General features: G+C 35.6%; 24 protein-coding genes. 7 read left to right on the forward strand and 17 right to left on the reverse strand.

All coding sequences use genetic code 11. The features are described 5' to 3' along the window. The first annotated feature begins 15 nt into the window (after positions 1–15). On the forward strand, positions 16–666 hold the full coding sequence (gene leuE, locus MKL36_RS04130) for a leucine efflux protein LeuE (RefSeq protein WP_000467074.1): 651 nt from the start codon (positions 16–18) through the stop codon (positions 664–666). A gap of 36 nt (positions 667–702) precedes the next feature. Here leuE and MKL36_RS04135 read toward each other — a convergent pair whose 3' ends face one another. Continuing rightward, positions 703–1,176 (reverse strand): Lrp/AsnC family transcriptional regulator, encoded by a 474-nt coding sequence (locus MKL36_RS04135; RefSeq protein WP_000344220.1) that lies wholly within the window; start codon positions 1,174–1,176, stop codon positions 703–705. A gap of 186 nt (positions 1,177–1,362) precedes the next feature. Between MKL36_RS04135 and MKL36_RS04140 the strand changes: the two genes are divergently transcribed. After that, positions 1,363–2,535 (forward strand): benzoate/H(+) symporter BenE family transporter, encoded by a 1,173-nt coding sequence (locus MKL36_RS04140; protein ID WP_021510445.1) that lies wholly within the window; start codon positions 1,363–1,365, stop codon positions 2,533–2,535. 73 nt (positions 2,536–2,608) lie between these two features. Here MKL36_RS04140 and MKL36_RS04145 read toward each other — a convergent pair whose 3' ends face one another. The 6 genes from MKL36_RS04145 to MKL36_RS04170 form a co-directional block, all read right to left on the reverse strand. Then, entirely contained in the window at positions 2,609–3,328 is a 720-nt protein-coding gene (locus MKL36_RS04145) for an MgtC/SapB family protein (RefSeq protein WP_000775740.1), read from the reverse strand. A 15-nt stretch (positions 3,329–3,343) separates the two neighbouring features. Continuing rightward, positions 3,344–6,100: a magnesium-translocating P-type ATPase gene (gene mgtA, locus MKL36_RS04150; protein ID WP_086374161.1), complete on the reverse strand. Its 2,757-nt coding sequence runs from the start codon at positions 6,098–6,100 to the stop codon at positions 3,344–3,346. Between the two features lie 100 nt (positions 6,101–6,200). Beyond that, the gene (locus tag MKL36_RS04155; RefSeq protein ID WP_001983688.1) at positions 6,201–6,362 is read right to left on the reverse strand and encodes a hypothetical protein; all 162 of its coding nucleotides are present in this window, start codon (positions 6,360–6,362) and stop codon (positions 6,201–6,203) included. 301 nt (positions 6,363–6,663) lie between these two features. Then, entirely contained in the window at positions 6,664–7,107 is a 444-nt protein-coding gene (locus tag MKL36_RS04160) for an RDD family protein (protein WP_000221476.1), read from the reverse strand. A 272-nt stretch (positions 7,108–7,379) separates the two neighbouring features. Then, a complete protein-coding gene (locus tag MKL36_RS04165; protein WP_001139332.1) occupies positions 7,380–7,553 on the reverse strand; it encodes a hypothetical protein in 174 nt (57 codons plus the stop codon). Positions 7,554–7,731: 178 nt separating this feature from the next. Continuing rightward, the gene (locus tag MKL36_RS04170; protein ID WP_000774578.1) at positions 7,732–7,959 is read right to left on the reverse strand and encodes a hypothetical protein; all 228 of its coding nucleotides are present in this window, start codon (positions 7,957–7,959) and stop codon (positions 7,732–7,734) included. 288 nt (positions 7,960–8,247) lie between these two features. Here MKL36_RS04170 and MKL36_RS04175 point away from each other — a divergent pair, with 288 nt between their 5' ends. Next, positions 8,248–8,691 (forward strand): universal stress protein, encoded by a 444-nt coding sequence (locus tag MKL36_RS04175; protein WP_001109442.1) that lies wholly within the window; start codon positions 8,248–8,250, stop codon positions 8,689–8,691. Positions 8,692–8,950: 259 nt separating this feature from the next. Continuing rightward, complete coding sequence (locus MKL36_RS04180; RefSeq protein ID WP_021510443.1) at positions 8,951–10,537, forward strand: ATP-binding cassette domain-containing protein; 1,587 nt, start codon at positions 8,951–8,953, stop codon at positions 10,535–10,537. A 73-nt stretch (positions 10,538–10,610) separates the two neighbouring features. On the opposite strand, the gene MKL36_RS04185 is transcribed toward MKL36_RS04180, so the two are convergent. The 4 genes from MKL36_RS04185 to MKL36_RS04200 form a co-directional block, all read right to left on the reverse strand. After that, the gene (locus tag MKL36_RS04185; protein ID WP_000720290.1) at positions 10,611–11,036 is read right to left on the reverse strand and encodes a hypothetical protein; all 426 of its coding nucleotides are present in this window, start codon (positions 11,034–11,036) and stop codon (positions 10,611–10,613) included. Positions 11,037–11,459: 423 nt separating this feature from the next. Continuing rightward, entirely contained in the window at positions 11,460–11,591 is a 132-nt protein-coding gene (locus tag MKL36_RS04190; RefSeq protein ID WP_000161254.1) for a hypothetical protein, read from the reverse strand. Between the two features lie 179 nt (positions 11,592–11,770). Further along, entirely contained in the window at positions 11,771–12,883 is a 1,113-nt protein-coding gene (locus tag MKL36_RS04195; RefSeq protein WP_004736587.1) for an OmpW/AlkL family protein, read from the reverse strand. A gap of 303 nt (positions 12,884–13,186) precedes the next feature. Beyond that, positions 13,187–15,343 (reverse strand): TonB-dependent siderophore receptor, encoded by a 2,157-nt coding sequence (locus MKL36_RS04200; protein ID WP_021510442.1) that lies wholly within the window; start codon positions 15,341–15,343, stop codon positions 13,187–13,189. 193 nt (positions 15,344–15,536) lie between these two features. Between MKL36_RS04200 and MKL36_RS04205 the strand changes: the two genes are divergently transcribed. Next, positions 15,537–16,043 (forward strand): GNAT family N-acetyltransferase, encoded by a 507-nt coding sequence (locus MKL36_RS04205; RefSeq protein ID WP_021510441.1) that lies wholly within the window; start codon positions 15,537–15,539, stop codon positions 16,041–16,043. A gap of 32 nt (positions 16,044–16,075) precedes the next feature. Here the strand turns inward: MKL36_RS04205 and MKL36_RS04210 are convergent, their stop codons facing one another. From MKL36_RS04210 to MKL36_RS04230, 5 genes are all read right to left on the reverse strand, one after another. Further along, positions 16,076–16,459, reverse strand: a complete 384-nt coding sequence (locus MKL36_RS04210) for a hypothetical protein (protein ID WP_000825561.1) — start codon at positions 16,457–16,459, stop codon at positions 16,076–16,078. A 174-nt stretch (positions 16,460–16,633) separates the two neighbouring features. Next, a complete protein-coding gene (locus tag MKL36_RS04215) occupies positions 16,634–16,915 on the reverse strand; it encodes a hypothetical protein (RefSeq protein WP_000650376.1) in 282 nt (93 codons plus the stop codon). Between the two features lie 188 nt (positions 16,916–17,103). Then, on the reverse strand, positions 17,104–17,574 hold the full coding sequence (locus tag MKL36_RS04220; RefSeq protein ID WP_001123845.1) for a hypothetical protein: 471 nt from the start codon (positions 17,572–17,574) through the stop codon (positions 17,104–17,106). A 411-nt stretch (positions 17,575–17,985) separates the two neighbouring features. Beyond that, complete coding sequence (locus tag MKL36_RS04225; RefSeq protein WP_000179474.1) at positions 17,986–18,237, reverse strand: hypothetical protein; 252 nt, start codon at positions 18,235–18,237, stop codon at positions 17,986–17,988. A gap of 298 nt (positions 18,238–18,535) precedes the next feature. Further along, complete coding sequence (locus MKL36_RS04230) at positions 18,536–19,771, reverse strand: mechanosensitive ion channel family protein (protein ID WP_000345327.1); 1,236 nt, start codon at positions 19,769–19,771, stop codon at positions 18,536–18,538. Between the two features lie 451 nt (positions 19,772–20,222). On the opposite strand from MKL36_RS04230, the gene MKL36_RS04235 reads away from it, so the two are divergent. Next, entirely contained in the window at positions 20,223–22,493 is a 2,271-nt protein-coding gene (locus tag MKL36_RS04235; protein WP_021510440.1) for a TonB-dependent receptor, read from the forward strand. 62 nt (positions 22,494–22,555) lie between these two features. Here the strand turns inward: MKL36_RS04235 and MKL36_RS04240 are convergent, their stop codons facing one another. Further along, positions 22,556–23,110, reverse strand: coding sequence for a TetR/AcrR family transcriptional regulator (locus tag MKL36_RS04240; protein WP_002059404.1), 555 nt, complete (start codon positions 23,108–23,110; stop codon positions 22,556–22,558). 804 nt (positions 23,111–23,914) lie between these two features. On the opposite strand from MKL36_RS04240, the gene MKL36_RS04245 reads away from it, so the two are divergent. Beyond that, positions 23,915–25,059 (forward strand): IS3 family transposase gene (locus tag MKL36_RS04245; RefSeq protein WP_085944219.1). Its coding sequence is split into 2 segments (ribosomal slippage): positions 23,915–24,179 and positions 24,179–25,059, totalling 1,146 coding nucleotides; the frame shifts between segments, so codons are not numbered across the junction. The last annotated feature ends 61 nt before the right edge of the window (positions 25,060–25,120 follow it).

A 25,120-nucleotide genomic window follows, 5' to 3' on the forward strand; every position in this document is an offset into this window, starting at 1 on the left:
TTTATTGGGTTTCTCGTGTTCGGCATAACAGACTTAACAACATATATTATTGGTACATTCCTAATTGTGTTATTGCCAGGACCCAATTCTCTTTATGTGATGTCTATTGCTTCACGCTATGGTATTAAAACCGGATATATGGGGGCACTTGGTATTTTTACCGGTGACTTAATTTTAATGCTCTGTACTGTACTTGGTGCAGCTTCTTTATTAAAAGCATTCCCTTGGGTTTTTATCGTACTCAAACTCGTCGGCGCACTTTACTTGTCTTATTTAGGTTTTAAGCTTTTACAAGGCAGCATCCAACGCTGGAAATTACGTAATCAACCCCAAGCAGAAATGGCTGATTTACCTGCTTTAGATAAAGTTCACCCTTATAAAACAGCCTTAAGTATTAGTTTACTCAACCCTAAAGCGATTTTATTTTTCCTGTCTTTCTTTGTGCAGTTTGTTGAACCGGATTATGCCTATCCAGCTTTAAGCTTTTTAATTTTAGCGGTGATTTTACAAATTATTAGCTTTAGTTATTTAACTGCGCTTATTTTCTCTGGAATTAAACTTTCAACTTTTTTCAAACAAAACCATAAAATTGCAGCAAGCGGAATTTTCTTAGTTGGCATTTTATTTTTCGGATTTGGCTTAAAGCTGGCAACTTCAACAATGTAAGCTGCCGAGTCAAGGAAGTCAGAATTTATTAAGTTGTTAAAATGCCAGCATGCCATCTGTTTTAACTTCATTGAGCACAAAAAATGTCCTCACCTGTCTTACCCCAGGTAAGGCAATAATTTTTTCACTATGAAAACGGTTAAAAGCAGCCAAATCTTTAACACGAATTTTTAGAAAGTAATCGACTTCTCCGGCAACCAAGTAACATTCTAGAACATTCTCCAAATCACCTGCTGCTTGTTCAAACGCCTGAAAGCTATCAGGTGTCGAGCGATCCAGCACTACTCCGACCAAAACAATAGTCTCACGTTGCACCATACCCGGATTAATTCGAGCACGCACATCCAAGATGGCCCCAATCTTAAAAAGACGCTGAGTATGGTTCCAACATGACGAAGTACTAATGCCAACAAGTTTTGCCAGTTCAGCATTACTTAAACGTCCATTCTCTTGTAAACAGCGCATAATTTTCAATTCAAGAGGTGATAAATTTTCAGCCTGCTCATCCATAAAACAATATCCCAAATTCACCGTTTGTTATGAAATAAATAATATCATTAATAGCTATTTAAAAAATATTCTTTCATTTTAAAGTCAAAAATAGAAAGCACCTTCTTAAAAAAAATTGTTAGATTTACCTAGCTGAAAACATAGGCAGAAACATATTAATTTTTCAGGGACTTAGAACATTTAGCTATGCAAAAGATTCTTCAAGATTTCTCAATACCAGCCGTATTTGCTGGTTTTATTACCTTTCTTATTGGTATTAGTGTTTCGGCTATTTTAGTGATTCAGGCTGCTCAAGCTTTAGGTGCGTCATCTGAACAAATCACCTCATGGTTTTGGGCTTTAGGCTTAGGTATTGGTTTATCAGGACTCATCCTTTCTTGGAAATTTAAATATCCCGTAGCAACAGCTTGGTCAACTGCGGGCCTCGCTTTAATTATGGCAACAGGTAGTGGCTATAGTTTAAATGAAGCAATTGGCGCTTTTTTAGTAGGTGGTTTACTTACTGCGATTTTAGGCTTTTCAGGTATATTCCAAAAAGCGCTTTCCTATATACCACAAAGCTTAACCAGTGCCATGCTTGCCGGAGTTTTGCTTAAGTTTGGGATTTCGCTTTTCGCGAGCTTGCAAAATGATTGGATATTTGTTTTATCTTTACTCGCTATTTATGTCATTACAAAAAGATTATGGCCGCGTTACAGCATTGTATTTACCGCCTTGGCAGGTATTGCCCTCTGCCCTGTCTTTTTAAACTTTCATATGCCTACTCTTGAGTGGTCCTTGGCTAAACCCGTTTGGATTAGTCCTGAATTTAGCTGGTCAGCACTTTTAGGCTTAGCATTACCACTTTTTGTGATTAGCATGGCGTCGCAATATTTACCTGGTATAGCCATGATCAAGAGTTATGGCTATAAACCACATGTTAATCAACTGATTGGTTGGACTGGTTTAACTCAAGTTGTGCTCGCACCTTTTGGATGTTACAGCGTTAATATTGCTGCGATAAGTGCTGCCGTAAGCTTAGATGACCAAGTTCATCCTGATCTAAGCAAACGTTATATTGCGGGTATAAGCTGTGGCTTTTTTTATGTGTTGATGGGGCTATTTGCTGCAACCCTCACAAGCTTACTGATGTCTTTTCCTCATATTTTTATTGTAGCGTTAGCAGGCATTGCCTTACTTGGTACGATTAGTCACAACATTGCGCTTGCGTTTGGTCCAGTTGAAGACCGCGAAGCGGCATTATTTACCTTTTTATGTAGTGCGTCAGGTATCCAATTTTTCGGTGTTGGTTCAGCTTTCTGGGGACTGGTTGTCGGTATTGTTGTATTTATAGTCCTTAAATTTAAAGCTAAAAAATAAGGCTTAAACGAAAGAGTTTCCGCTTCATCATTTAGAGAAATTCATAAAAAATTAAGCGTAAACTCTCGTTAAATTAATTAATTGTGTTTTTATCCCAAAATGCTTGCCGTATTTGCGGCATTGCATTTAAGTGATTAATGATGTGTTGTGCTTCTTCTGCTTCAATTGAAGTTGCAATTAGCGTTACTTCTATCTCAACCTCTTTTTCTCCAAAAGGTGTGACATCAATATCTTTAGCAGGATAATTATGATGCTTTAAGGTTAGGTTTAATTCATCCATAACAACCTTGCTCTGACTTCGGTCACATATAATGTAAATTACATGTAAAACTTCTGTGTCATCGTCTAACGGACGACGGTCAATAATATGGACAATCGGCCTTAATAGCGTATTGGCAGATAAAATAAAGGCTGTCGCCAATATTGCTTCAATAATTAAATCAGCACCCGCGGCAGCACCTACTGCCGCAGAACACCATAAAGTCGCTGCGGTATTTAAACCGTGGATGTTGCCTTCTTGGCGCATAATGACACCCGCACCCAAAAAACCAATACCCGAAACAACATAGGCAATTACCCGAACAGCTCCATCTGCTCCAGTAAGATTAATTGCAATATCTACAAAAATTGCTGCACCTACCGCAACTAGAACATTTGTTCGAAGACCAGCTGTACGTTGCCTATACTGACGTTCGAACCCAATTAACGCCCCTAAAATAAAAGCAGCCGAGAGACTAATTAAAGTATCAATAATATTTGATAAGTCTGTATGTTGTAGAAATTGCAATTTCATTTTGCACCTATTGTTTTATTGCCAGCCATAACGGCGGATATAGATTTTCTTTACCCATTGAGTAACACACATATAAGCACCTAAAATTACAGGTAAATATAAAAAATAACTTAAAGGTAAAGCTTGTAGTTTTAAATAGCTTGCTAAAGGACCCATTGGTAAGAAAATCCCGATACACATAATCACCGCTGTCATTATTAATAATGGAGTCGCGGCACGACTCTGAATAAATGGAATTTGAGCTGTGCGGATCATATGGACAATTAATGTCTGGGTAAGTAACCCCACCACAAACCAGCCTGATTGGAATAGCGTCTGATGTTCAGGAGTATTTGCTGAAAATACAAACCACATTAACCCAAAAGTAATCATGTCAAAAATGGAGCTAATCGGTCCAAACACCACCATAAAGCGGCCAACTTCTTCAGGTTGCCAACGCTGTGGTTTTACAATTAACTCTTCATCCACATTGTCAAAAGGAATCACAATTTGTGAAACATCATAAAGTAAGTTTTGAATGAGTAAGTGAATAGGCAGCATTGGTAAAAATGGAATAAAAGCACTCGCAATAAGTACCGAAAAAACGTTACCAAAATTTGAACTCGCCGTCATTTTGATATATTTCAGCATATTGGCAAAAGTTCTACGACCTTCAATCACACCTTTTTCAAGAACCATCAGGCTTTTTTCAAGCAAGATTAAATCTGCAGACTCTTTAGCGATATCTACTGCGGTATCTACTGAAATACCAATATCGGCAGCACGTATAGCAGCGGCATCGTTAATACCGTCTCCTAAAAAACCAACCACGTGACCATTCGCTTTTAACTGCTCAACAATACGTTCTTTGTGAACCGGACTTAATTTCGCAAAAATGTGGTATTGCTCTACTGCTCTTTTGAGTTGTTGATCAGTTAAGGTTTCAATTACACCGCCCAATAAAACTTGATCATAATTCAGGCCAATTTCTCGGCACACTTTTTGGGTGACAAATTCATTATCCCCAGTCAGCACTTTTACCGTTACACCATGGGCATGTAAACTCTGTACAGCTTCTTTGGCAGACTCTTTAGGTGGATCAAGAAAAGTAATATAACCTATTAAAATCAGATCATTTTCCTCAACAACTGAATAATTTTCCTGATGATTTTTAAACTCACGATACGCTACTGCCACCACTCTTAAACCATCTCGGTTATAGCGTTGAGTTAATGCCTCAATTGCTACTTCACGTTGCTTTGTTAAAGGCTCTACTTTGCCATTTACCTCGACATAACGGCAAACCTTTAACATTTCCTCAACTGCGCCTTTGGTAATCATACGGGCTTTTTGTTGAGGCGTTTGTACCACGACTGACATACGGCGGCGATCAAAATCAAAAGGAACTTCATCTAACTTCTTGTAACGTAACTTCTGTATTTTGATCTGATCATCAACAGCTTCTAAAACAGCTACATCAAGCAAATTTTTTAGGCCTGTTTGATAATAACTATTTAAAAATGCCTGCATGAGTACAAAGTCTGATTTCTCGCCTTGAACATCAATATGTTGAGATAAAAAGATTTTGTCTTGAGTTAGAGTTCCAGTTTTATCGGTACATAGAACATCCATGGCACCAAAGTTTTGGATCGCATCTAGACGTTTAACAATCACTTTCTTTTTAGATAAGAAAACCGCCCCCTTTGCCAAAGTTGAAGTCACAATCATCGGTAGCATTTCTGGAGTAAGACCGACAGCTACAGATAATGCGAATAAAAATGCTTCGGCCCAATCGCCTTTGGTGAAGCCATTAATGAAAAGTACAACAGGTGCCATCACCAACATAAAGCGAATGAGCAACCAACTTACTTTGTTGACACTCATTTGAAATGCAGTCGTGCTCCGATCAGTAGCCGTGACTCGATGAGCCAATGCACCGAAATATGTTTGAATACCCGTACTTAAAACCACTGCCTGAGCTGAACCAGAAACAATATTGGTCCCCATGAATACAATATTATCAAGCTCTAAAGCACTGGTTTCTTCGAGATTTTTCTGCAACGGAAATTTCTCGACAGGCATTGATTCACCAGTCATTGCAGCTTGAGAGACAAACAAATCTTTAGCAGACAAAATTCTACAATCCGCAGGAATCATGTCACCCGCAGATAATAAAATTACATCACCCGGTACTAAATACTGAATTGGTATCTCAAATTGGTGAGTGGTTTGGTTTTTAGTATCAATGCCATAACGCTCATGCATAAGTTCTAAATCTTCTGCACTGACTTGATGGCGCAATACAGTAGCAGTATTACTCACCATTGCCTTTAAGGCATCCGCAGCTTGATTTGACTTTGCTTCTTGCCAGTAACGAAGTAGTGTTGAAAGAATTACCATCACACTAATAATGGTTGAACCTGTTAGATCATCGGTAAAAAAAGCAATTAGTGCCAACAGGCTAAGTAAAATATTGAACGGATTACGGTAGCAATACCAAAGGTGTTGCCACCAAGTTAATGGCTTTTCATGAGTAACTTCATTAAGTCCCACCGTCATTTGTTGGGTATACGCTTGCTCTTCTGTAAGCCCCATCAAATGAGTATCGAATTGTTTTAATAGATCATTCGTTTGAGCCCTTGACGCATTAAGCAAACGCTTAGATAAATTTTTGCTAATTTCTTGAGCATAACTAGATTGATGTAGCTCTTTAAAAGATCGATTACGACCGAAAAAACGCATCAAATGAAATCTTTGTAAAAATGATGTGAAGAGTCGTTGCCAGAATTTCATCACGAAATCCTCCATTTTTTAGGCGTACAAAGCTCTCGACCTTATTGAAAATAAAGTCTTTTAAATTTTTTAATTTAGAAAGGAATAGGAGATCGTAGACTTACGATGAAGAAGAGAAAATTAGCCCAAAGCCAGACCAACGTTGACGGAATGTCACATAACTGAACATGGTCCGAATGCTTTGAATCGCATGAGACGAATTGTTTACCAAGATTAAAATCTGGTAGATATAACGGTCGTGTATGGAAGCGTATAAAAACATTGGCTTCTCCCCATTTCTAGCGAGAAACTAAACAGATAAATGCTGAAGTGAATGATTACAAATCAAGTAATTTGTATAGGTTTAATCTAATTTTTAACAAAGCTATCTCATTGCAAGATAGCCTCTCCTAAAGGTTACCTTGCTCAGTATTGGCTTTGGTTTAATTGATAATTAAACTCGAACCTCGAACAACTACCCATTTAGGATCTCCGTTAAATAAACTCGCGGCAAGTATAGGTTTTACTCTACAAGGCACAAGATTTTTTTTGTAATTTTTTATTAATTCATCAGTGACTATAACTCACAGTTCTCTAACCACCACTGTTTTAGCCATCTTGTCATGCCATCCTTGTTTTTTAGCATCAAATGCGACCCAAATAAGACCGATACAAAACACTAAAATAGATGGAATATATCCGATATAGCGAATGAGAGATTGTACGAAAGTTAACTTATTACCTGTCTTTTCATCGAGAACTTTTAAACGCATTAGACGTTTTCCTGGAGTCCCTGCAAAGTAGATCCAACACAAAACAGTATATAAAAATGGAAATGCATAATTTACGATCATATCAAACCAATAGTTTTGCGGTTTACTACTCATACCTGTAGCAAATATGAGATCGTAATCTCCATGATAAAAGATCCATGCGGCTGGAATAATTGCTAAAAAAAGAATAAGAGTATCAATGATCATTGCGCCAAATCTTAACCAAAACCCTGCATATTCATATTTATAGGTCATGTGTTCACCTCGCTTTTGTTATTTTTTACCTAATGCCACAGTAACTAATTTATTGGTCTTTCATCGTAATTGAAATCTTTTTATTTTTAAATACTTAATGTATTTTTTAATTTCTGATTTTATTTAGAATTGTAATAAGATTTTTGAAAAATAAAAGCCACATCAATTTAAGTTAAAATAATATATATCATATTAAAATATTTAAATTACACCTCATTTGTATGAGGTGAAAACTAATTATATTTATTAATTTGATCATTTATAACCAATGATTATTTCCAGAATAAAACATCAATTTTAAATTCTTTTTTTAGCAAAAAAGCTGCACAAATAAGCCCAATACCGATGATGATTAAAAACATGCTTAAACTTAATAATCCTCCCACAGCAGAGCAAAAGCCTAAAATAGCTAAAATATAAAATAAAATTACACTAATACTTGGCATTCAATTTATTCCACTACTTAAAAATAAAAGCAATTTATTCTATCGAGTCTGTAAAGGAATGCTGTTTTCAAATGTTGATTACACCCTATATTTGTATCAACTTAAAAACAATATGTTAATAATTCCTACTAAATGTAAACAACAAAAATATAAATGTGATAAATATCACATTTATATTTTATTTAACTTCAAAATAATGTTTTTCAGTAATAAGTTTTATTTTTAGATTTTTATATAATCGATCTTTTGAGTTTTCTAACGAAGGAACAACTTTTTCTGCAAACTTATCATCTGCCATGAGTCTTGCATAAGTTTTATATCCAATCACTAGCTTTTCTGGCTCTTTACCAGTTTGGCGAAATTCCTCGATAAGTTTACTGACTTTCTTTGCTGTTAAATCTGCCATATCTTACTACTTCCCCCTTACATATGATTTGGTTATACGATTTCTGTGTGACAAAAATATGAAAGGTAATTTATTGTAAAGTTCTTCTAAAAAATTAAATTTGGTATAGTCTCAACTCCCTCTTTATCATCATCAGATAAAAGCATTAAAAATCAAATATATACTTAAATCCCATTTAATTTAACTACAAGTGAATTGAATTGATTTCTACCTTTAAACAAATGTGTTAATCTTTAAGTAAGAAAAGCTTCATACATATAACAACTTGTAAATAAGAGGAATAACATTATGAATTACCGACATATTATTGTACCTGTAGATGGTTCTGAGATTTCTTTGGCAGCAGCACGACAAGCGGCCCATATCGCTAAAGCTTTTGGTAGTAAACTTACAGCAATTAGTCTGGTTGCAGTGGACCCGTTTAGTGGTGTCGATTTCTATTACATCTCTCCTGTTGTAAAAGATTATTTTGTTGAAGCGCGTGCTAATGCAGAAAAAACACTTGCGAAAGTAAAAGCCCTATGCGCTGAAGAAGGTGTTGATATTGAAACACAAATTATTCAAGGTGAAATCTCATCTGATGGCATTCTTAAAGCTGTAGAAGAGTTGGGTTCAGACCTGATTGTTATTGGTTCACATGGTCGTAAAGGTTTCCAAAAACTTATTTTGGGTAGTTTTGCGCAAGATGTTCTAAACAGCACTAAAATCCAAGTTTTGGTGGTAAAAGAATAATTGCTGAGTCGACTAAAAGCCTAATCCATTGATTAGGCTTTTTATCATAAAAAATGCATAAGTTTTACACAGCTTAAAAACCGTTATACACTATTGTTCTCTTTCCCTCTATTTTGTGAGTCACGCCAATGAAGTAAGTCTTTTTTCTCATCAATTTTCTCTTTTTTGATGTGCAAAATAGACTATTCTTTAGTGACTTAGCGTCTTTATTTAAAGCTTTACACTCCTATTTTGTACATCCTGTATTTATGAGGTTCTTATGACTCAGCAGCAGGCATGTGTAATATCACAACTCACTTTGGAGTTTCCTTCAAAAGTGGTGTTTAAAGAATTGAATTTCTCACTTGAGCATCATCAAGTATCAGCCTTAATTGGCCGCAATGGTCAAGGTAAGTCTTTACTTATGCAATTGCTTCACAAGATTTCACCCACTACAGAAATGCATATAAGTGGTCAAATAAACTGGCAAACAAACCATGCATATTTATCTCAGCTCACTCGTCTCCAATCAGACACAATTGCAGAAGCTTTAGAGGTCAACCATCTTTACAACGCTTTTCAAAGAGTGGAACAAGGCGAAGCTGAATACGATGATTATGATTTGTTAGAAGGACATTGGGATCTTCCTAATATTTGGGAGGCTTTACTACGGTCTGCTCAGCTACCAACCGATTTAGACTTTCCTGTTAAGCAGCTAAGCGAAGGCCAAAAAACCAAGTTAGCCTTATCCGCATTATTTTTAAAAACTGATCATTACCTATTACTTGATGAGCCAAGCAACCATCTCGATCAAGAAGCTAGACAGTGGTTAATTGCTCAGTTAAAGAAACATCCAGTAGGCGCTCTTATTATTAGTCATGATCTGACTTTGTTAAATGAAGTCGACCATATTTATCACTTAAATGAGCATGGCCTACAGCACACTACAGGAAATTATGAAAAATTTTATGCGCAATATCAGTCCCAAATCGAGGCTTTAGAACAGTCAGTACATCAGCATCAACGTGAAGTTAAGCACATGAAGCAAAAGCAGCATGAAGTTTTAATGAAAGCCCAAAAACGTGAGCGTGCTGGCAACAAACTTCGTGACTCAAACTCGCAAGCTAAAATTTTGCTCGATTTTAAAAAAGAACAGGCTGGGCAAAGCCTAGGAGCAATTCATTCTCAACATCAGCGTCAAATCGATCAAAGCCAGCAAGACTTGAAGAGTAAAAAAGTACTTCTAGAAACTGTTAAGCCCCAACAATTTATATTCCCCTCTTTACACAAAAGAACAGGAGAAATTCTTAGAATTGATAACGTAAAACTCAACTATGGGACACAACAACCAATTCATCTCGCCTTAAAAGCTTGTCAAAAGATTCATTTGGTTGGCCGAAATGGTATTGGGAAATCAACTTTGCTGAAACAGATTGATCAATCTGCTGTAACTGCTACAGATGAAATTAAACTGTTTGTAAATTGCTTTTATCTCGACCAGAACTTCAGCTTTTTATTAGACCATCTCTCTGCTGTTGAAAACTTAAGAAATATTAACCCAAATATTTCTGAGTTAGAGTGGAGAAATTTATTAGGTCAGCTTCGGATTCGTGGTGATAAAAGCACATATCCCTTAGCTCAACTCAGTGGTGGTGAGAAGTTAAAAGTTGCTTTACTAGGTTTGAGCCATGCTCAGCCTATGCCTGAACTTTTACTACTTGATGAACCAGAAAACCACTTAGATATCGAGTCAAGAGAGTTATTTGCAAATGCTATTTCTAGTTATGAAGGTGCTGTGCTATTAGTTTCACATGATTTAAGTTTTGTTGAAAAATGCGGGATTGTTGATTCAATTTATTTAAATTAACACTACGCTATTTTTATGCCTATATAAAAGCTCTAACTATTAGAGCTTTTATATTAATCTTTTAATTATCATTTTATTTTTTATTATCTAATATTTGTAGATCTAGATTAAAAGAAACTGCTCTATTTCTTTGTGCGTTTTTTTTCATTTGATAAACTTGAACAATATAATCACCATCAACAGGTAGCGTTACTTCACCTGAAAAACCTACAGTCGAACCCACGAATAATGGCTTGTCTTTACCAGGCTTTTGACCTGGAGCAAAAATATTAATATAAGCTAAATTACCATAACTATTAATATTAAATTTTAAAATCTGTCCACTTTTTGCAAAAACTCGATATCTTACATCATCATAACCTTGAAACTTTCCGGTTAACGTAGTTTGAGAAGAACCTTTTAAAAAGCTTACTTTAGTCTCAACATTTTTAGCAACTACCGATAATGGTATAGATAAAATCAAACTAGATAATAATAAAATTTTAATGATTTTTTTCATTTTTAGTCCTCAAAATTATTTTTAAATTATTATAAGAAAGATAATTTTTATTAAATTTAACTTTATGTATAGATTTGATGAGTAGCGTTTGGATTTGTAAGTTATTTCATCGCTATTCAAAAGTGAGTATCATTAAACTTAACTTATCAGCCCTTTAAATTTTACAGTCGAAATTTATGATAATGGCCATAATGAGTCATTTTATCAAAGTGGCTTTAAGTACATGTCCTATAAAAACCGTATTTAATTCAATGCAAGTTATGGAAACCAACTGGCACATATAAAAGAAGATTCATATTTTTTTCTCTAGGGCTGTCTTATTAACGCAAGATGAGTTTGATCCCTAACAATAGCTAGGAATAGCAAGACACAGCAAAGCTATTTTAAAGCCCATCTAACGATAGGCTTTAAAATTTATAAAAATTAGGAGTCTTTATCCATTGAGTGTGGAGTCGTGGTTTTATCTTGCTGTTTAGTATCATTCTCACCTTGGCAAGCCGCCACAGAAAGCGAAACGATTGCTGCTAAACCTAGGGTAGCGATAATTTTAGTCATATCTCACCTCATACAGTTTTAATTGATTAGCTTATAAATACTGGCTATCAATATTACGATCAGCATAGATTTATAGACTTTTTTGTAGTGTTCACAAAGAAATGTAAAATGAAAAAGTATCCCAAAGATTTTAGTTTATTGAATTCATCTTCAGGATACTGCTTCAAATGATTAAAAAATTAAAATCTGTAGCCCACCCCTAAATATGTAATGATCGGATCAATATCAACTTTAGTTGACCCATGAATTAAGCGAGCGCCCGTATTTTGGTTAATGACATCAATTTGTGTTCGATTATTTAGTTTTGCATAAGATACTGAGGCAACTGTATACCAAGAATCATTAAAATCATAAGTAAAACCAGCAGTAAATATAGGCGCAATCGCATCATCTGCATCTACTTTAACCACCATATTTCCACTAGACTCTTTACGATCCAAGGCAGCCCCAGCCTTACCATCTAATACATTTTGAATCATATGACCTGCAGAGATCAGGTCAGAACGAATTTCGTCATTTAGCTTAATATCATTAAAATGAGCATACATTAAACCCACACCTAAATAAGGTCTAAACTTGTTCACCCCACTCTTCCCAAATTGATATTGTGCTTCAATTGCAGGGGTCCAGGCACGAACACTAGCTGCTTTAGGTTTATTGCCTAAATTGGTAATCGGGACTGCTTGACCTAAGGTAATGCCGTTCGGAAAAAGAATTTTAACTAATTCATGTGGTGACAACGCGACACCGCTTAATGGTGCCAAGATTTCACCTTGACCTTTAATATCGACTTTAGGGGGAATGCCTCCAATAAATTGTAAAGACACATTGTCATTGAGGTAATAGTTAAACATAAGCCCTAATGTGTCTGTGTCATCTACTTCAAGGCCGGCATCATTTTGATGCCACTGCTCTAACCCTTGAATCGTTGCCTCACCTGCTACCTCAGGTTTTATATTGCCTTCTTCATCAAGTAAGAGCCCTTTTAAAAAGTCATCATTTAAAGCGAGTTCAAGAAACTCTTTTTGATTAAAAGGTTCACCGCCTACATCTACCTCTGTAGCATTAGGATCAACGGAGTTTAAGAAACTGGTCGGCGAAATGCTTCCAACTTTAGCAACTGTTCCATTTTTAACACTTGTATTGATATTAAATGGATTAGCTTTACCTTGAGGCATTACATGTAACCAACCTGCCGAGACAGAAAACCGTTTTACTCCCTCTGCATAACTCATATTTGCAAATATCAATAATGAGCTGGCTATTACTATTTTCGATAATTTTATTTTCATTTTTATTCCATCCTAGAAATGCATATTGCTAACTCTGCAATATGTTCTTGGAATATAGCCAAGTTATATTTTTTATCAATTAGTATAATTTTTAAGCAAATAAATTTAAGTTAAATCCATCACATTTTCATATATAAATTCATGACTTAGTTATCTTAATTAGCAGACGAACGGTAAAATTTTAGTTAAAAATAATTTTATCAAATGGTAAAAAATAGAGGTGAAAACCAGTACTCTTTTGATACTTAGCTCTTTTTAGAATTATAAAAAAGCACCCTTAGGTGCTTTAAAAAAATAACTTCATTAAAACTTATATTGTAGTGTTAGTGCCGCATTTCGAGGGGCACCTAAAGTAATTTGGCCATATGCCGGGAAAACACCGTAATATTTTTTATCAAATACGTTGTTAATATTAAGCTGAGCCGAAAAATCTTTTGTAATTTGATAACGAGCCATAAGGTTTACAAGTGCATAATCTCCTTGCTCAACTTTCTCAATAACTTTCTTCGGATTCTTAGCATTAACATAAGTACTGCTTTGCCAATTTACCCCGCCACCCACGGTTATGTTTTCTAATTTGCCCGGTAATTTATAGGTGGTAAATGTCTGAATCATCTTACGAGGAAGTTGGGTATTAACATCGGCATCATTTGCATCTTTGGCAGAGAACTGGCTATAACCTGTTGTAATATTCCAGTCTGGTGTGATTTGTCCACTTACTTCAAATTCAAAACCTTCACTCGTCGCACCTTTTGCTGCCCGATAATAGGTTTCTTTTACCCCGTTACGAGTAACTTGTCCTGCTTCCTGAGCTAAATTGTCTTGCTTAATATGATAAAGCGCTAAAGTACCATTCAAACGTCCATCAAACCATGCAGATTTTAAGCCTACTTCAGTACTGTTTCCTTCAACCGGGTCTAAATAGTTTCCATCAAAGTCTTTATTGTCTTGAGGCTGAAAAATACTGGTATAACTTGCATATGCAGTATAGACATCATTGAAATCATAGATAATACCTGCATAAGGAATAAATTCGTGGTCATATTTTATGGATGAACTACGACCATATATATTCTTTTCATAATTTGTAAAACGTCCCCCTAAAATAAATTTTAGAGGCTCAATCGGATTTAAATAAGTCGCAGCGAATAGTGCATTTTGTTCAATATTATATTTCTCATTGAGTGTAGGTGCATTCCATACTGGTTCAGGCATACTGCCGTTCCATTCAAAGAAATTGCCAATATCCATTTTTGTACCAGTTGAACGAGCATATGCTGTAAAGTCCTGATTGGAATATTGATAACCCAAAACAACCTTTTGCTCTAAGCCCCACAAATCAAAACTACCATTGAGCTGCAAAGAAGCATTATCTTGCTCTACCTCAAGGTCATACGCTGATGCATAAGGAGACAGCCCTAGACCAGTATTTTTATCTACACTACCTGAAACATATAAAAGTTTAGAATTAGCATCACGCTTACCATGAGAATAAGACAGTTTAGCTGACCAGTTATCATTAAATTTATGAGTTAAATCTGCAAATAGGTTGGTATATTTAACATTCCAGCGTGTCCAGTCAGCACTTGTAGTGGTATTTTTAGACCAGTTCGTTTTTGTGCCATCACTAAACCAGACAGGTAAACCTCCCCACATTGGTCCACGCGGATCATCTTCCTGATAAGTTACCCCACCCGATAAAAGGGTATTTTCAAATAAATCTGCTTCAGCACTTAACAGTAAAGTTAGCTTTTCTTTAGACAACAAGTCGGTATAGCTGTCGCCTTGTTCATATTGGGCCACTGCTCGTCCACGTACTGTCCCTGATTGATTAAGGGAGTTGGCAATATCACCCATAACACGGTAATTATCCCAACTCCCTGCACTCACTTCTACGTTAGCAGTTGGCTCTGTACTCGTAGCACGCTTACGAACCATATTAATCGCAGCAGATGGATTTCCAGCACCAAATGTAAGACCTGTTGCCCCTCGAACTACATCAATATGATCATATAAGGCCATACTTGAGAAAATTTCACCTGAAGACCAAGGCAAGCTATATGTGGTGGGAATACCATCAATAATATAGTTATCTACTACAAAACCACGTGAATAGATTCCACCTCGGTTGGTTTCATAACGGTTAACACTTACCCCTGTAACATTTTCGGCGACCTCAACCAAAGTTGACAATTGCTGGTCTTGTAAACGCTGTTGAGTAATGACAGAAACAGATTGTGGAACCTCACGAACGGATAAACCCAGTGGAACCGCTGTTTCTGTTTTCCCTGCTATATAACTTTTTTCATTTTCTTCGCCACTTCCAGCTTTTACTTTAATGGTAGGAAGAGTTCCATATTCCGAAGTCTGCTGATCAGTCTCTGCATGCACTGAAATTGTGCTCATTGCTATAGCAAGTGCTAATGCATTAATTTGAAAGTGTTTCGTAGTCCTTTGCATAATCTTTAAGTAGCTTTAAAAAAATTACATGAATAATACAAAGAATAATTATCATTTGATACTGATTATCAATATTACTTTCATTTATTTTATTTATGGCCTATACAAGTTTTTATGATTGAAATTTATTCCTAACTAAGCCGATTGATGCTAAAAATAAAGAATTCGATGATAAAAACAGGTCAAACTTAAAATGAATATTTTTATTCGCGATGAGCGAGAAGAAGATATTAAAGAAATTGAAGAATTGACTAAAGCGGCATTTCTAAATGCTGAACATACGAGCCATACTGAACACTTTATTGTTAATAGTTTAAGAAAGCATAAACAACTTACAGTGTCTTTAGTTGCGGTTGAAGATAATACTATTGTTGGGCATGTGGCAATTTCACCAGTGCAAATTTCATCAGGTGAAAAGAATTGGTATGGCTTAGGACCTATTTCTGTCGTGCCGAATAAGCAAGGACAAGGCATTGGATCATTGCTTATGAATAGCTCTTTAGAAAAATTAAAAAAATCAGGCGCAAAAGGTTGTGTTTTATTAGGTGATCCAAAGTATTACAGTCGCTTTGGTTTTAAGGTATACCCTGACCTAAAACTATCTGGTGTGCCCCCTGAATACTTCCAAGCCTTAAGTTTTCAAAATTATGTTCCTAAAGGTGATGTAAGCTACCATGAAGCATTTAATGCCCAAGAATAGTTTAGAATTTTCTTTATTAAAAATAGATTTTATTAATTATAAGAAATACAAAAGTCTAATTTATCAATTGTTTGCTTAAAGCAGGTCCACGAATCTTTTTCCGGTTTTTCAATAATTTTTTTTGTTTTTAAATCACGATAATAAATAGTCGCATCTTTTAAATTCGACAAATTACTTCCTACAGAAACACATGAATCGTTATTTGAACAAATATTTGATTCTTTAATAAAAACTTTTGTATTAGCAAAAGTTAATCTTTCAAAGTTAGATGTCGAGTTATTTGTAGAAGAAAGTAAGCAAGGCTCAGTAATATTTCTACCATTCACTACAAAACAACTTTTACTGACTTCGAATGGCACTTGAGCAAAGGAGCTTGTAGCATAAGCTAATAGAAATAATATAATAAGGCGCTTCATGTTCTTTCTCTCTATATAATCAACATCTAGTCTAAAACTGCCTATAAATATTTAGACTATATTTTCAGTTAGCTATTTATAATACCTGTATTAAGATAAGTTAAATATTTACTATTCGATAAATTTTACAAAATATTAAAGTATTAGCTTATAGGCTACCTAACAATCGCAAAGTTATTTATTAAGCACTTTCCAATCTGTTCCAATTTGGGCCAAAGCTGGTAGCTCATCACTATTAAAAACATTGTAATTAGCATCTACAGCGAATCGATAGAGTGGTATTGAATCTGCCTCTGTTTTCTTAAAAAAACTAAAATCTTCAGTGATATGTATTAAGTCTTCTGCCCTATTATCTATTCCCAATTTGTTTCCACTGGCACCTGACGGTATATGTATATAACTTTCACAAGTTAATTCGACTATATTTCCATCTAGATCTTGATATGAACATTTCATGTTTAAACCCTTCCGTAATTTTTATAGATGTGTAGAAAAACTTAACATGCTATGCAGATAAGTTATGGAATTTTTTATGATGTAATTGTTTAAGTATGTATATGGCAAAAGAAAACCGCCCCAGAAGGCGGTTGCTGAAATTTTCCAGCGATTATAAAAGTGCGGTGGACACACACTTTTATATGGTTTTAAACCAGATTTATTTTTTTATTATTTTTCTGATATTCTTCAGAATTAAAATAATTCACAATCATCTTTGCATTTTCTTCCGATACTGATTTTTTATTTTCAACTATCGTCTGAGCTTCTTTTTTTACGTTAAAGTCGGCTGGCACAATACTTGAAAGTGGTGGTAATTTTGGCTGCCCGCCAACCGTGATTCTTTCAATAAAGCTCGCTAGCCACATAATATATTCACCCTTATTCTTATATTTAGGCATTAAACTCATGTCGAGTTTAATCGTGCATTCACTTAAAGGTTTACTTAGGCATTCTTCAAAATCGATAAAATTGTATTTGAGTTTACAGGGAGTTCCCTTTATCTCTTTACGAATAATACTGACCAAGTTATTTAGTTGTTCGATCAGGTTATCTGAAAACAATTTATCTTCTTCTAGTTTTTTATAAACCTTCTCGGCAATTATTAGAAATTTTGGCATATTTCCTTCCCTCTTATATTGACCATCGCGATTGATCAGACTTTTAGGGAAGTATGATGAATATATTATTGCAATATGTAAGTGTTGAAATACCAAATGTAATCTATAAGAGTGTTCTGAAACTGACTTCCATAACGAACCACAGCAATGAATAAAAATGTAAAATCCATCACATTTTCAATCCGAAAAATTTTTATAGTTGGTAATAATTTTCTAAAAAAATTATGCTCATCAATAATATTATTTGACCGGTATTTTTTGTTTTTTTGAGTAAAAAATAGAATATAGAAATATTTGAATTATTTTTATTTTACTGCCTTGCTGAATAACCAAGTTGCCTAGTCGAGGGGCTAGAACGTTAACCGTGTCTTCAGCAAGGTCTTTTATGATTATGTTTTAGTTTGTTGCTGCTCACGCACCGCTTAAAGCTGCTTCAAACATTTCAATAATTGCTTTGGCTCCTTCTGCCTTTTGCCTTGCGTCCTGATCGTCAAAGATAACCGTTTCGTCATTTAGTTCACTCACATATCGCCGGGCTTCGTCTAGAGCTCTCCTTATTTTTTGTACTTTATGTTTGTTTACGTCTTTGGCAATGGTTGGCGCATATCCTCCACGTTTAGCGTTTTTAAGTTGTCTAGCTCTGTTCTCAATTGCTGTAGCCATTCAAACACTCCAACTCACCTAACAAATTTTAGTAAAGCAACTTTATTGTTTGTTATTTTTAAACATTTAGTATTTTCTTTGTTCAAAGTGTCAAATTTGTTACTTAAGCCTTACTCCTGCAAGTTTTAAATTGAGTTTGCTTAAAATCTTTTAAGCTACAACTTGCGTGTAGCTTTTAAAATCAACTTATACAGCTATTTAATAATAATTTTCTAAGAATAGTTATAAATTAATGTATAAAATTATTAAAAAGATGCTATCTATTTGAAAATAAAATAGATAGCACGCTAACAGTTGTTTATTCTATTGTTAGTTTTTGAAAATCATGACCTGAAGGTGCCTGATACACTCTTAAGCCAAACTCAGGCAAAATCGCAATCAGATGATCAAAAATATCGGACTGAATTGCTTCATAAGAAACCCATGCGGTGGTATTGGTAAATGCATAGATTTCTAATGGTAGACCTTCACTCGTTGGTTGTAGTTGGCGAACAATAAGTGTTTGATTTTGAGCAATACCCTTATGCTGGCGCAAATAGAATTCAACATATGCTCTAAATGTTCCTATATTGGTTAAGCGTCTTTTGTTATAACGTGACTGACTACCTAAATGCTTATTAAATTCGTCAATCTCAGATTGCTTGGCATTGAGGTATTGATCTAGTAATAAGAAATCTTTGAGTTTTTGTTGCTCTTCTTCGGTCATGAAGTGCACGCTAGTTTGATCGATATAAAGAGAACGCTTCATACGGCGACAGCCCGCATTACTCATACCACGCCAGTTTTTAAAAGTGTCTGTCACTAGTTTATTGGTTGGAATCGTGGTGTATGTTTTATCAAAGTTTTGAACGGTCACAGTGTGCAATGAAATATCAATAACATCACCATCAGCATTGAGCGATGGCATTTCAATCCAGTCCCCAATACGAACCATGTCATAAGAGGCAATTTGTACACTCGCGACCAATGACAAAATTGTATTTTGGAAAACTAACATTAATACGGCTGCCATTGCACCGAAGCCAGCCAACAACGTAAATACATCCTTTTTCAGGAATGTACCCAAAATCATTAATCCGCAAACAACAAAAATAATGAGTTTAACGAGTTGCAAATAACCTTTAATCGGCTTGTTTCTAGATTTTGGATTACGCTGATAGATTAAATTAAATATATTTAATAATTCACTAATGGTGAGCGCAATCGTGAGGAAAATGAATGCTTGTGCGCCCATCTGTACCAAAGCAACCGCTTTTTCCGACAAATGCGGAACGGTAGTAATACCATTCATAATGACAATGGCCGGTACAATATTGGCAAATCGCTTAATGACACTATGCTGGGCAAAAACCGACTGGTTGAGTGACTTAATTTTAGTCACTAAATGACGTATTCCCCGAACAATAATTCGTTTAGCAATGAAATTTGCTAATGCAGCAAAAAGGATCAAAAGTGTGAGCGAAACTAGCATTTCTAGCCAAGGATAGTTGCTTAACTCAGCTTGAAGATCACGATAAAAATTAAAAAAATCCAAAACCTACACCTTAAAACTTTATTTTCAATAATTTTAAAGTGTTCATGTGTTATAGATTAAGGCTTGTTTACATATGTCGTCATAAATACAACAAGGAAGTAATATTCAATCGTAAAATTAGATAAAAGCTGATCACTACTATTCGACTAGACAATAAATAGATTAACAAGTATGGAATAGGTGGAAAGATATTGATCTCAAGTCACTGTTTCTCTTTGTACCTATATAAAAAAAGATTTTTATTCCTTAAGAATGCGACATATGAACAAGTTTTAAGACTTTTAAAATGTATTAAATTAATCAAAACTCTTAACTCTCTTAGAAGATCTTTTGTTATTTATGTTTATTTAAGAGCCACAAATACTTCTATTATATAGATTAATAATATTATTAATTAAAATCATTCTCATTTATAATTCGACGAATTTACAATCACTCTCAGGGCGAGAAAATGGGAAATAAGATAAAAAGTAATAAACTTTTTACTAGGAAGTCTGAAGCAAAAAATATCATTCCACTTCTATCACTTGGTGGAGCCATCTTTCTCTCAAATTCGGCCTTTGCAGCCTCGCCTTCTGAGACAACAGATGCTGAAAAAAAACCTGAAGCACTCCCTACAATTACAATCACCGCTTCACGTGCAGATGAACTTTCTACATCTGCCAAACAAGTGACCAAGCTAGATGAAAAACAAATTGAACTTTTAAGAAATGGTTCATCTGGAAATATTGCAACTGTTTTAGCTAAAGCCGTACCGGGCCTGTCTGACTCAAGCCGAACCATTACCGATTATGGTCAAACTTTACGGGGCCGTAATGCCCTCATCTTGGTCGATGGCGTTCCAATGAACCTGACACGCGACACATCAAGAGGTCTTTCAGCTATCGACCCTGAAAGTATTGCTAACATTGAAGTCATTCGCGGTAGTAACGCAATTTATGGCGGTGGCGCTTCTGGCGGTATTATTTCAATTACCACAAAAGCGGCTGGTGGAAAACCTACCGCCAAAACAGTCGTTGGGCTACAGACACCTTTAACAAATTTCCGTTCTAATGCTTTAAGTGGCGATATTCATCAATATTTCACAGGCAGCTTTAACGCTTTTGACTATGCACTCGACTTTGGTTACCAACGTATTGGTAGCCCATACGATGCAAGTGGCGACCGTGTTGCACCTGAACCAAGTCAAGGAGATTTATATGATTCTGACGGCTATAGCATCGGCGGTAAGCTTGGTTACCATATTGATGACAACCAATATCTACAATTCGCTGCAAACTACTATAATGCCGAGCAAGATTCAGATTATGCATCTGACCCAAGTGTGAAGAATGCCCCTGCCGGAACTGTACCAGCCAAAGCCATTAAAGGCTTAAAACTCAAAGACCAGACTAAAAACGAAAACCAGATCTACAATTTAACCTATAACCATAAAGACTTTTTTGGTAATAAAGTTGATGCTCAAATTTATTACCGTGACTTCTTTACCCGTTTTTCACCATTTGATGCACGTAAAAATCCGAATCGGGGTGGAAACGTAGACCAGATCTATCAAGAAAATAACATACTCGGTAGCCGTTTAACTGTTACCACACCGCTTGAGTTTTTAGGTGACACCTCACTGGTTTGGGGTGGTGACTTTAGCCGTGAAAAAAGCGAAATGCCTTTAGATACTTTCAATCCTGATATTTATGACCAATCTGGTGGCCTAGATTTTGTAAAAACTGGTAAGCTCATTTATTTACCTGAACTTACCACACAAAGTGTTGGTGGCTTTGTACAGTTAAAACATCGCTTTAATGACCAATGGTCGGCTGAAGCAGGTACACGCTATGAAGACAGCTATGCCCAAATTGATAGTTTTATTCCATTATCACAATTTGATCCTAAAACACAATCATATAAGCCAAACCCTTATGTATATCAAGGTGGGAAAGTAAAAGCTGATGCATGGTTATACAATGCTAATGTAACTTTCTCTCCAAATGACCAGCACTCGATTTATGCATCGTTTAACCAAGGTTTTCAATTACCCGATGTTGGTGTAATTATTCGTAATGCAGATAATACTGATAAGAAAAAAAATTATGAATTATCATCTTCATTTTTAGAACCTGTAAAAGTTGATAACTATGAGTTGGGCTGGAAAGGGAACTTCAATAACTTTTCATCAAGCTTAGCAGTCTTCCACTCTACTTCTGATCTAGGCGCTGTGCAGTCTTTCAGCAATGGTCTGGCACTTACTAGAACCAAAGAAAAAGTCACTGGTGTTGAAGCAACTTTTGACTATCTGGACGATGCCAATGTTTGGGGAACTGGTGGTAGCATTACGTGGATGAAAGGCCGTGAAAAACCGCAAAATGGTGCTGAGCAAGACATGACAGGCTTCCGTATTCCGCCATTAAAACTCACAGGTTATATTTCTTATAGCCCAACAGAAACTTGGACAAACCGTTTACAAGCCACTTACTTCGGTTCAGAAGATTACCGCCTAAACGGCAAGAATAGTTTTGGTCGCTACGATGTAAAATCTTATACAACAGCAGATTTAATCAGTAGCTTTGCACTTAATAAAAAAGACACTGTGACGATTGGTTTAGAGAATATGTTTAACCGCAAGTACTATCCTCTATATAGCCAATTATTAAGAACAAGCGATAATACCAGTCACTTAGTTGCAAATGGTGTGACATTAAAAGTGACTTATAGCCATAAGTGGTAATTGAGATTTTAGTTAGTAACTAACATTATAACAGCCCCATTATCGGGGCTTTTATTTTTAGTCTAGAACATCATTATTAAAAAATAATCTAATAATTTATCTCGTTCATCTATTCTATCTTTACTCAAAAGCTGGACCATTGCCCCATCAATCACAAACAAAAACATATAGGCGTCTTCGAGTGTAGCTGCGGCTTTAATGGTTAAAAGTAATTGATGTATTTGGGTCACCAACCAGTTTCTATAATCAACCACCACCTTGTAGGCAGTTGGATAAAACTTTTCAATTTCAAAAATGGCCTGTAAAGGTAAACGGTACAGCCCTTCGAGGTTGGCATGCAGAAAAAAGATTTTCTTGAGCTTATCAAATACCATAAGTTCACGGTATGAATAAATAATAGAAAATACTTCTTCTTTTAACCCGTCCTTTTGAAAGGTTAAGCACATTTCAATGAGTCTTTCTTTAGAGTGGAAATAGTTGTAAAAGGTGGCTTTGGTAATTTTGGACTCAGCAATAATTCGGTCGACACCAACCTTGTGAAATCCGTATTGTTTAAATAAATCTCTTGCTGTGTGAAGCACTCTAAGTGCTCTAAAGGAAGCTTCTAAATTTGGCATAGTTATACCGCTTAAAATAATTTTTTGTTGTATATAAAAGAGATAGACATGCCGTCACTCTTAAATTGAGTGCTAAATACAGGCATGCAAAAGCCGCACAATAAAGATGTGCTCGCCTATCTCGGGTTTATTGTTGCTATAATTTTTGAGTCGTAACGATTTTTAAGGTGCAAAAACCTAAAGTCGATTCAACCGCCTTATAGACTGTTTAAGTGGTATAGACAAAAAGACTTTGGCAAAAACCAATAAATGAGAAGAATTAGTACGCATTGCGGACTCCTTTGTTTTTTAAAAGAAATCCTACCAATCACTGCTAAATGATGGTGGCAGGACGAAAGAGGGTTAGCAGACTGGAAAACAAAGAAACCAGCACACCCGAAGGTGTCCCCCTTCCGCCCTACCATAGAGAAAAAGGGGGCGAACGAGTTCACGACACACAAAACTAGGTTCTGTCTATCGTCTTTGTTTAAATAGGGTCTGCTAAAACCCGCTAGCAATGTGGCTAGCAGGCAAAGGATAATCGGAGGGGTTTTAGGTGTCAATGTGATATTGGCTAGAAATAAAGCTTTAAGAACTCTATAAAATAACTTTACTTAAGATTTAGTCCTCCATTCTAGAATCTTTTATTTTTGAAATTTAAAAATATAAGTAAACTTAAAATGTACTCCGCTATATTAATTAAGACTTTGAATGCCGACTGATGCTTATTTTTCCTCCATAATACATAAAGAGGTGGATCAGGAAATTTGAACAACACTTATAAGTGATATTTTGCTCCCCAAATGATGTTATAAACATCAATATATGGAGTATTTTATGGCACGTAGACCAAGAAGAAATCATTCAAATGATTTTAAAGCTAAGGTAGCACTTGCTGCGATTAAAGCAGAAAAAACACTTGCTGAATTGAGTGCTGAATTTGATGTTCATCAAAACCAAATTATCGACTGGAAAAATCAACTGATTTCAGCTTCCTCGCAAGCTTTCGATCAATCAAAAGCTCCAACAGAACCACCCATCGATCTAAAAAAACTACATGCAAAAATCGGTGAGCAGGCATTAGAAATTGATTTTTTAGAAGGTGTGTTGAAGAAACTGGGCCGCTTCAACCACAAAAGTTAATCGATGACTCACTTCAGATTTCAGTATCTAAGCAAGCTCAGCTGCTGAAAGTCTCCCGTGGTTGTTATTACTATCGCCCAAAACCTGTGAGTGCATCAGATCTGAAGCTGATGCGGTGTATGGATGAGTTACATATGCAATACCCTTTTGCAGGTAGCCGTATGATGCGTGATTTGTTGAATCGTCAAGGACATCATATAGGACGACGTCATACACGTACTTTAATGAAGAAAATGGGCATTAATGCGTTATATTGCAAACCAAATTTAAGCCAGGCTAATCAAGCTCACCGCAAATATCCATATCTGCTCAAAGGATTGGCTATTCAGCGCAGTAATCAAGTGTGGTCTACGGATATAACGTATATCCCTATGGCAAAAGGCTTTGTTTATTTATGTGCTGTGATTGATTGGCATAGCCGCAAGGTACTTGCGCATAGAGTATCGATTAGTATGGAGGTTACATTTTGCATAGAAACATTAAATGAAGCTATTGAAAAATATGGTCGACCTGAAATATTTAATACAGACCAAGGCAGTCAGTTTACCAGTGATGCATTTATTGATGTATTGAAATCAAATGACATCCAAATCAGCATGGATGGTAAAGGTCGATGGGTTGATAATGTGATGGTTGAACGATTATGGCGGAGCGTTAAATATGAAGAGGTGTATCTCAAAGCCTACAGCAATGTTTTGGATGCGAAGAAGCAATTAAACGCATATTTTGAATTTTATAATTTGAAACGACCTCATTCGAGTCTGGACAAAATGACTCCAGATGAGTTTTACTATGACCAGCTACCACAACAAAATAAGGTAGCTTAACTAGAGCAGAGTATCACTTATAAATAAGCTTTTAGTTGTTCAAACATGTGGGACCACCTCT

Origin of the sequence: Acinetobacter sp. AOR12_HL, from assembly GCF_027855275.1 — a bacterium.
Taxonomy (GTDB): domain Bacteria; phylum Pseudomonadota; class Gammaproteobacteria; order Pseudomonadales; family Moraxellaceae; genus Acinetobacter; species Acinetobacter baumannii.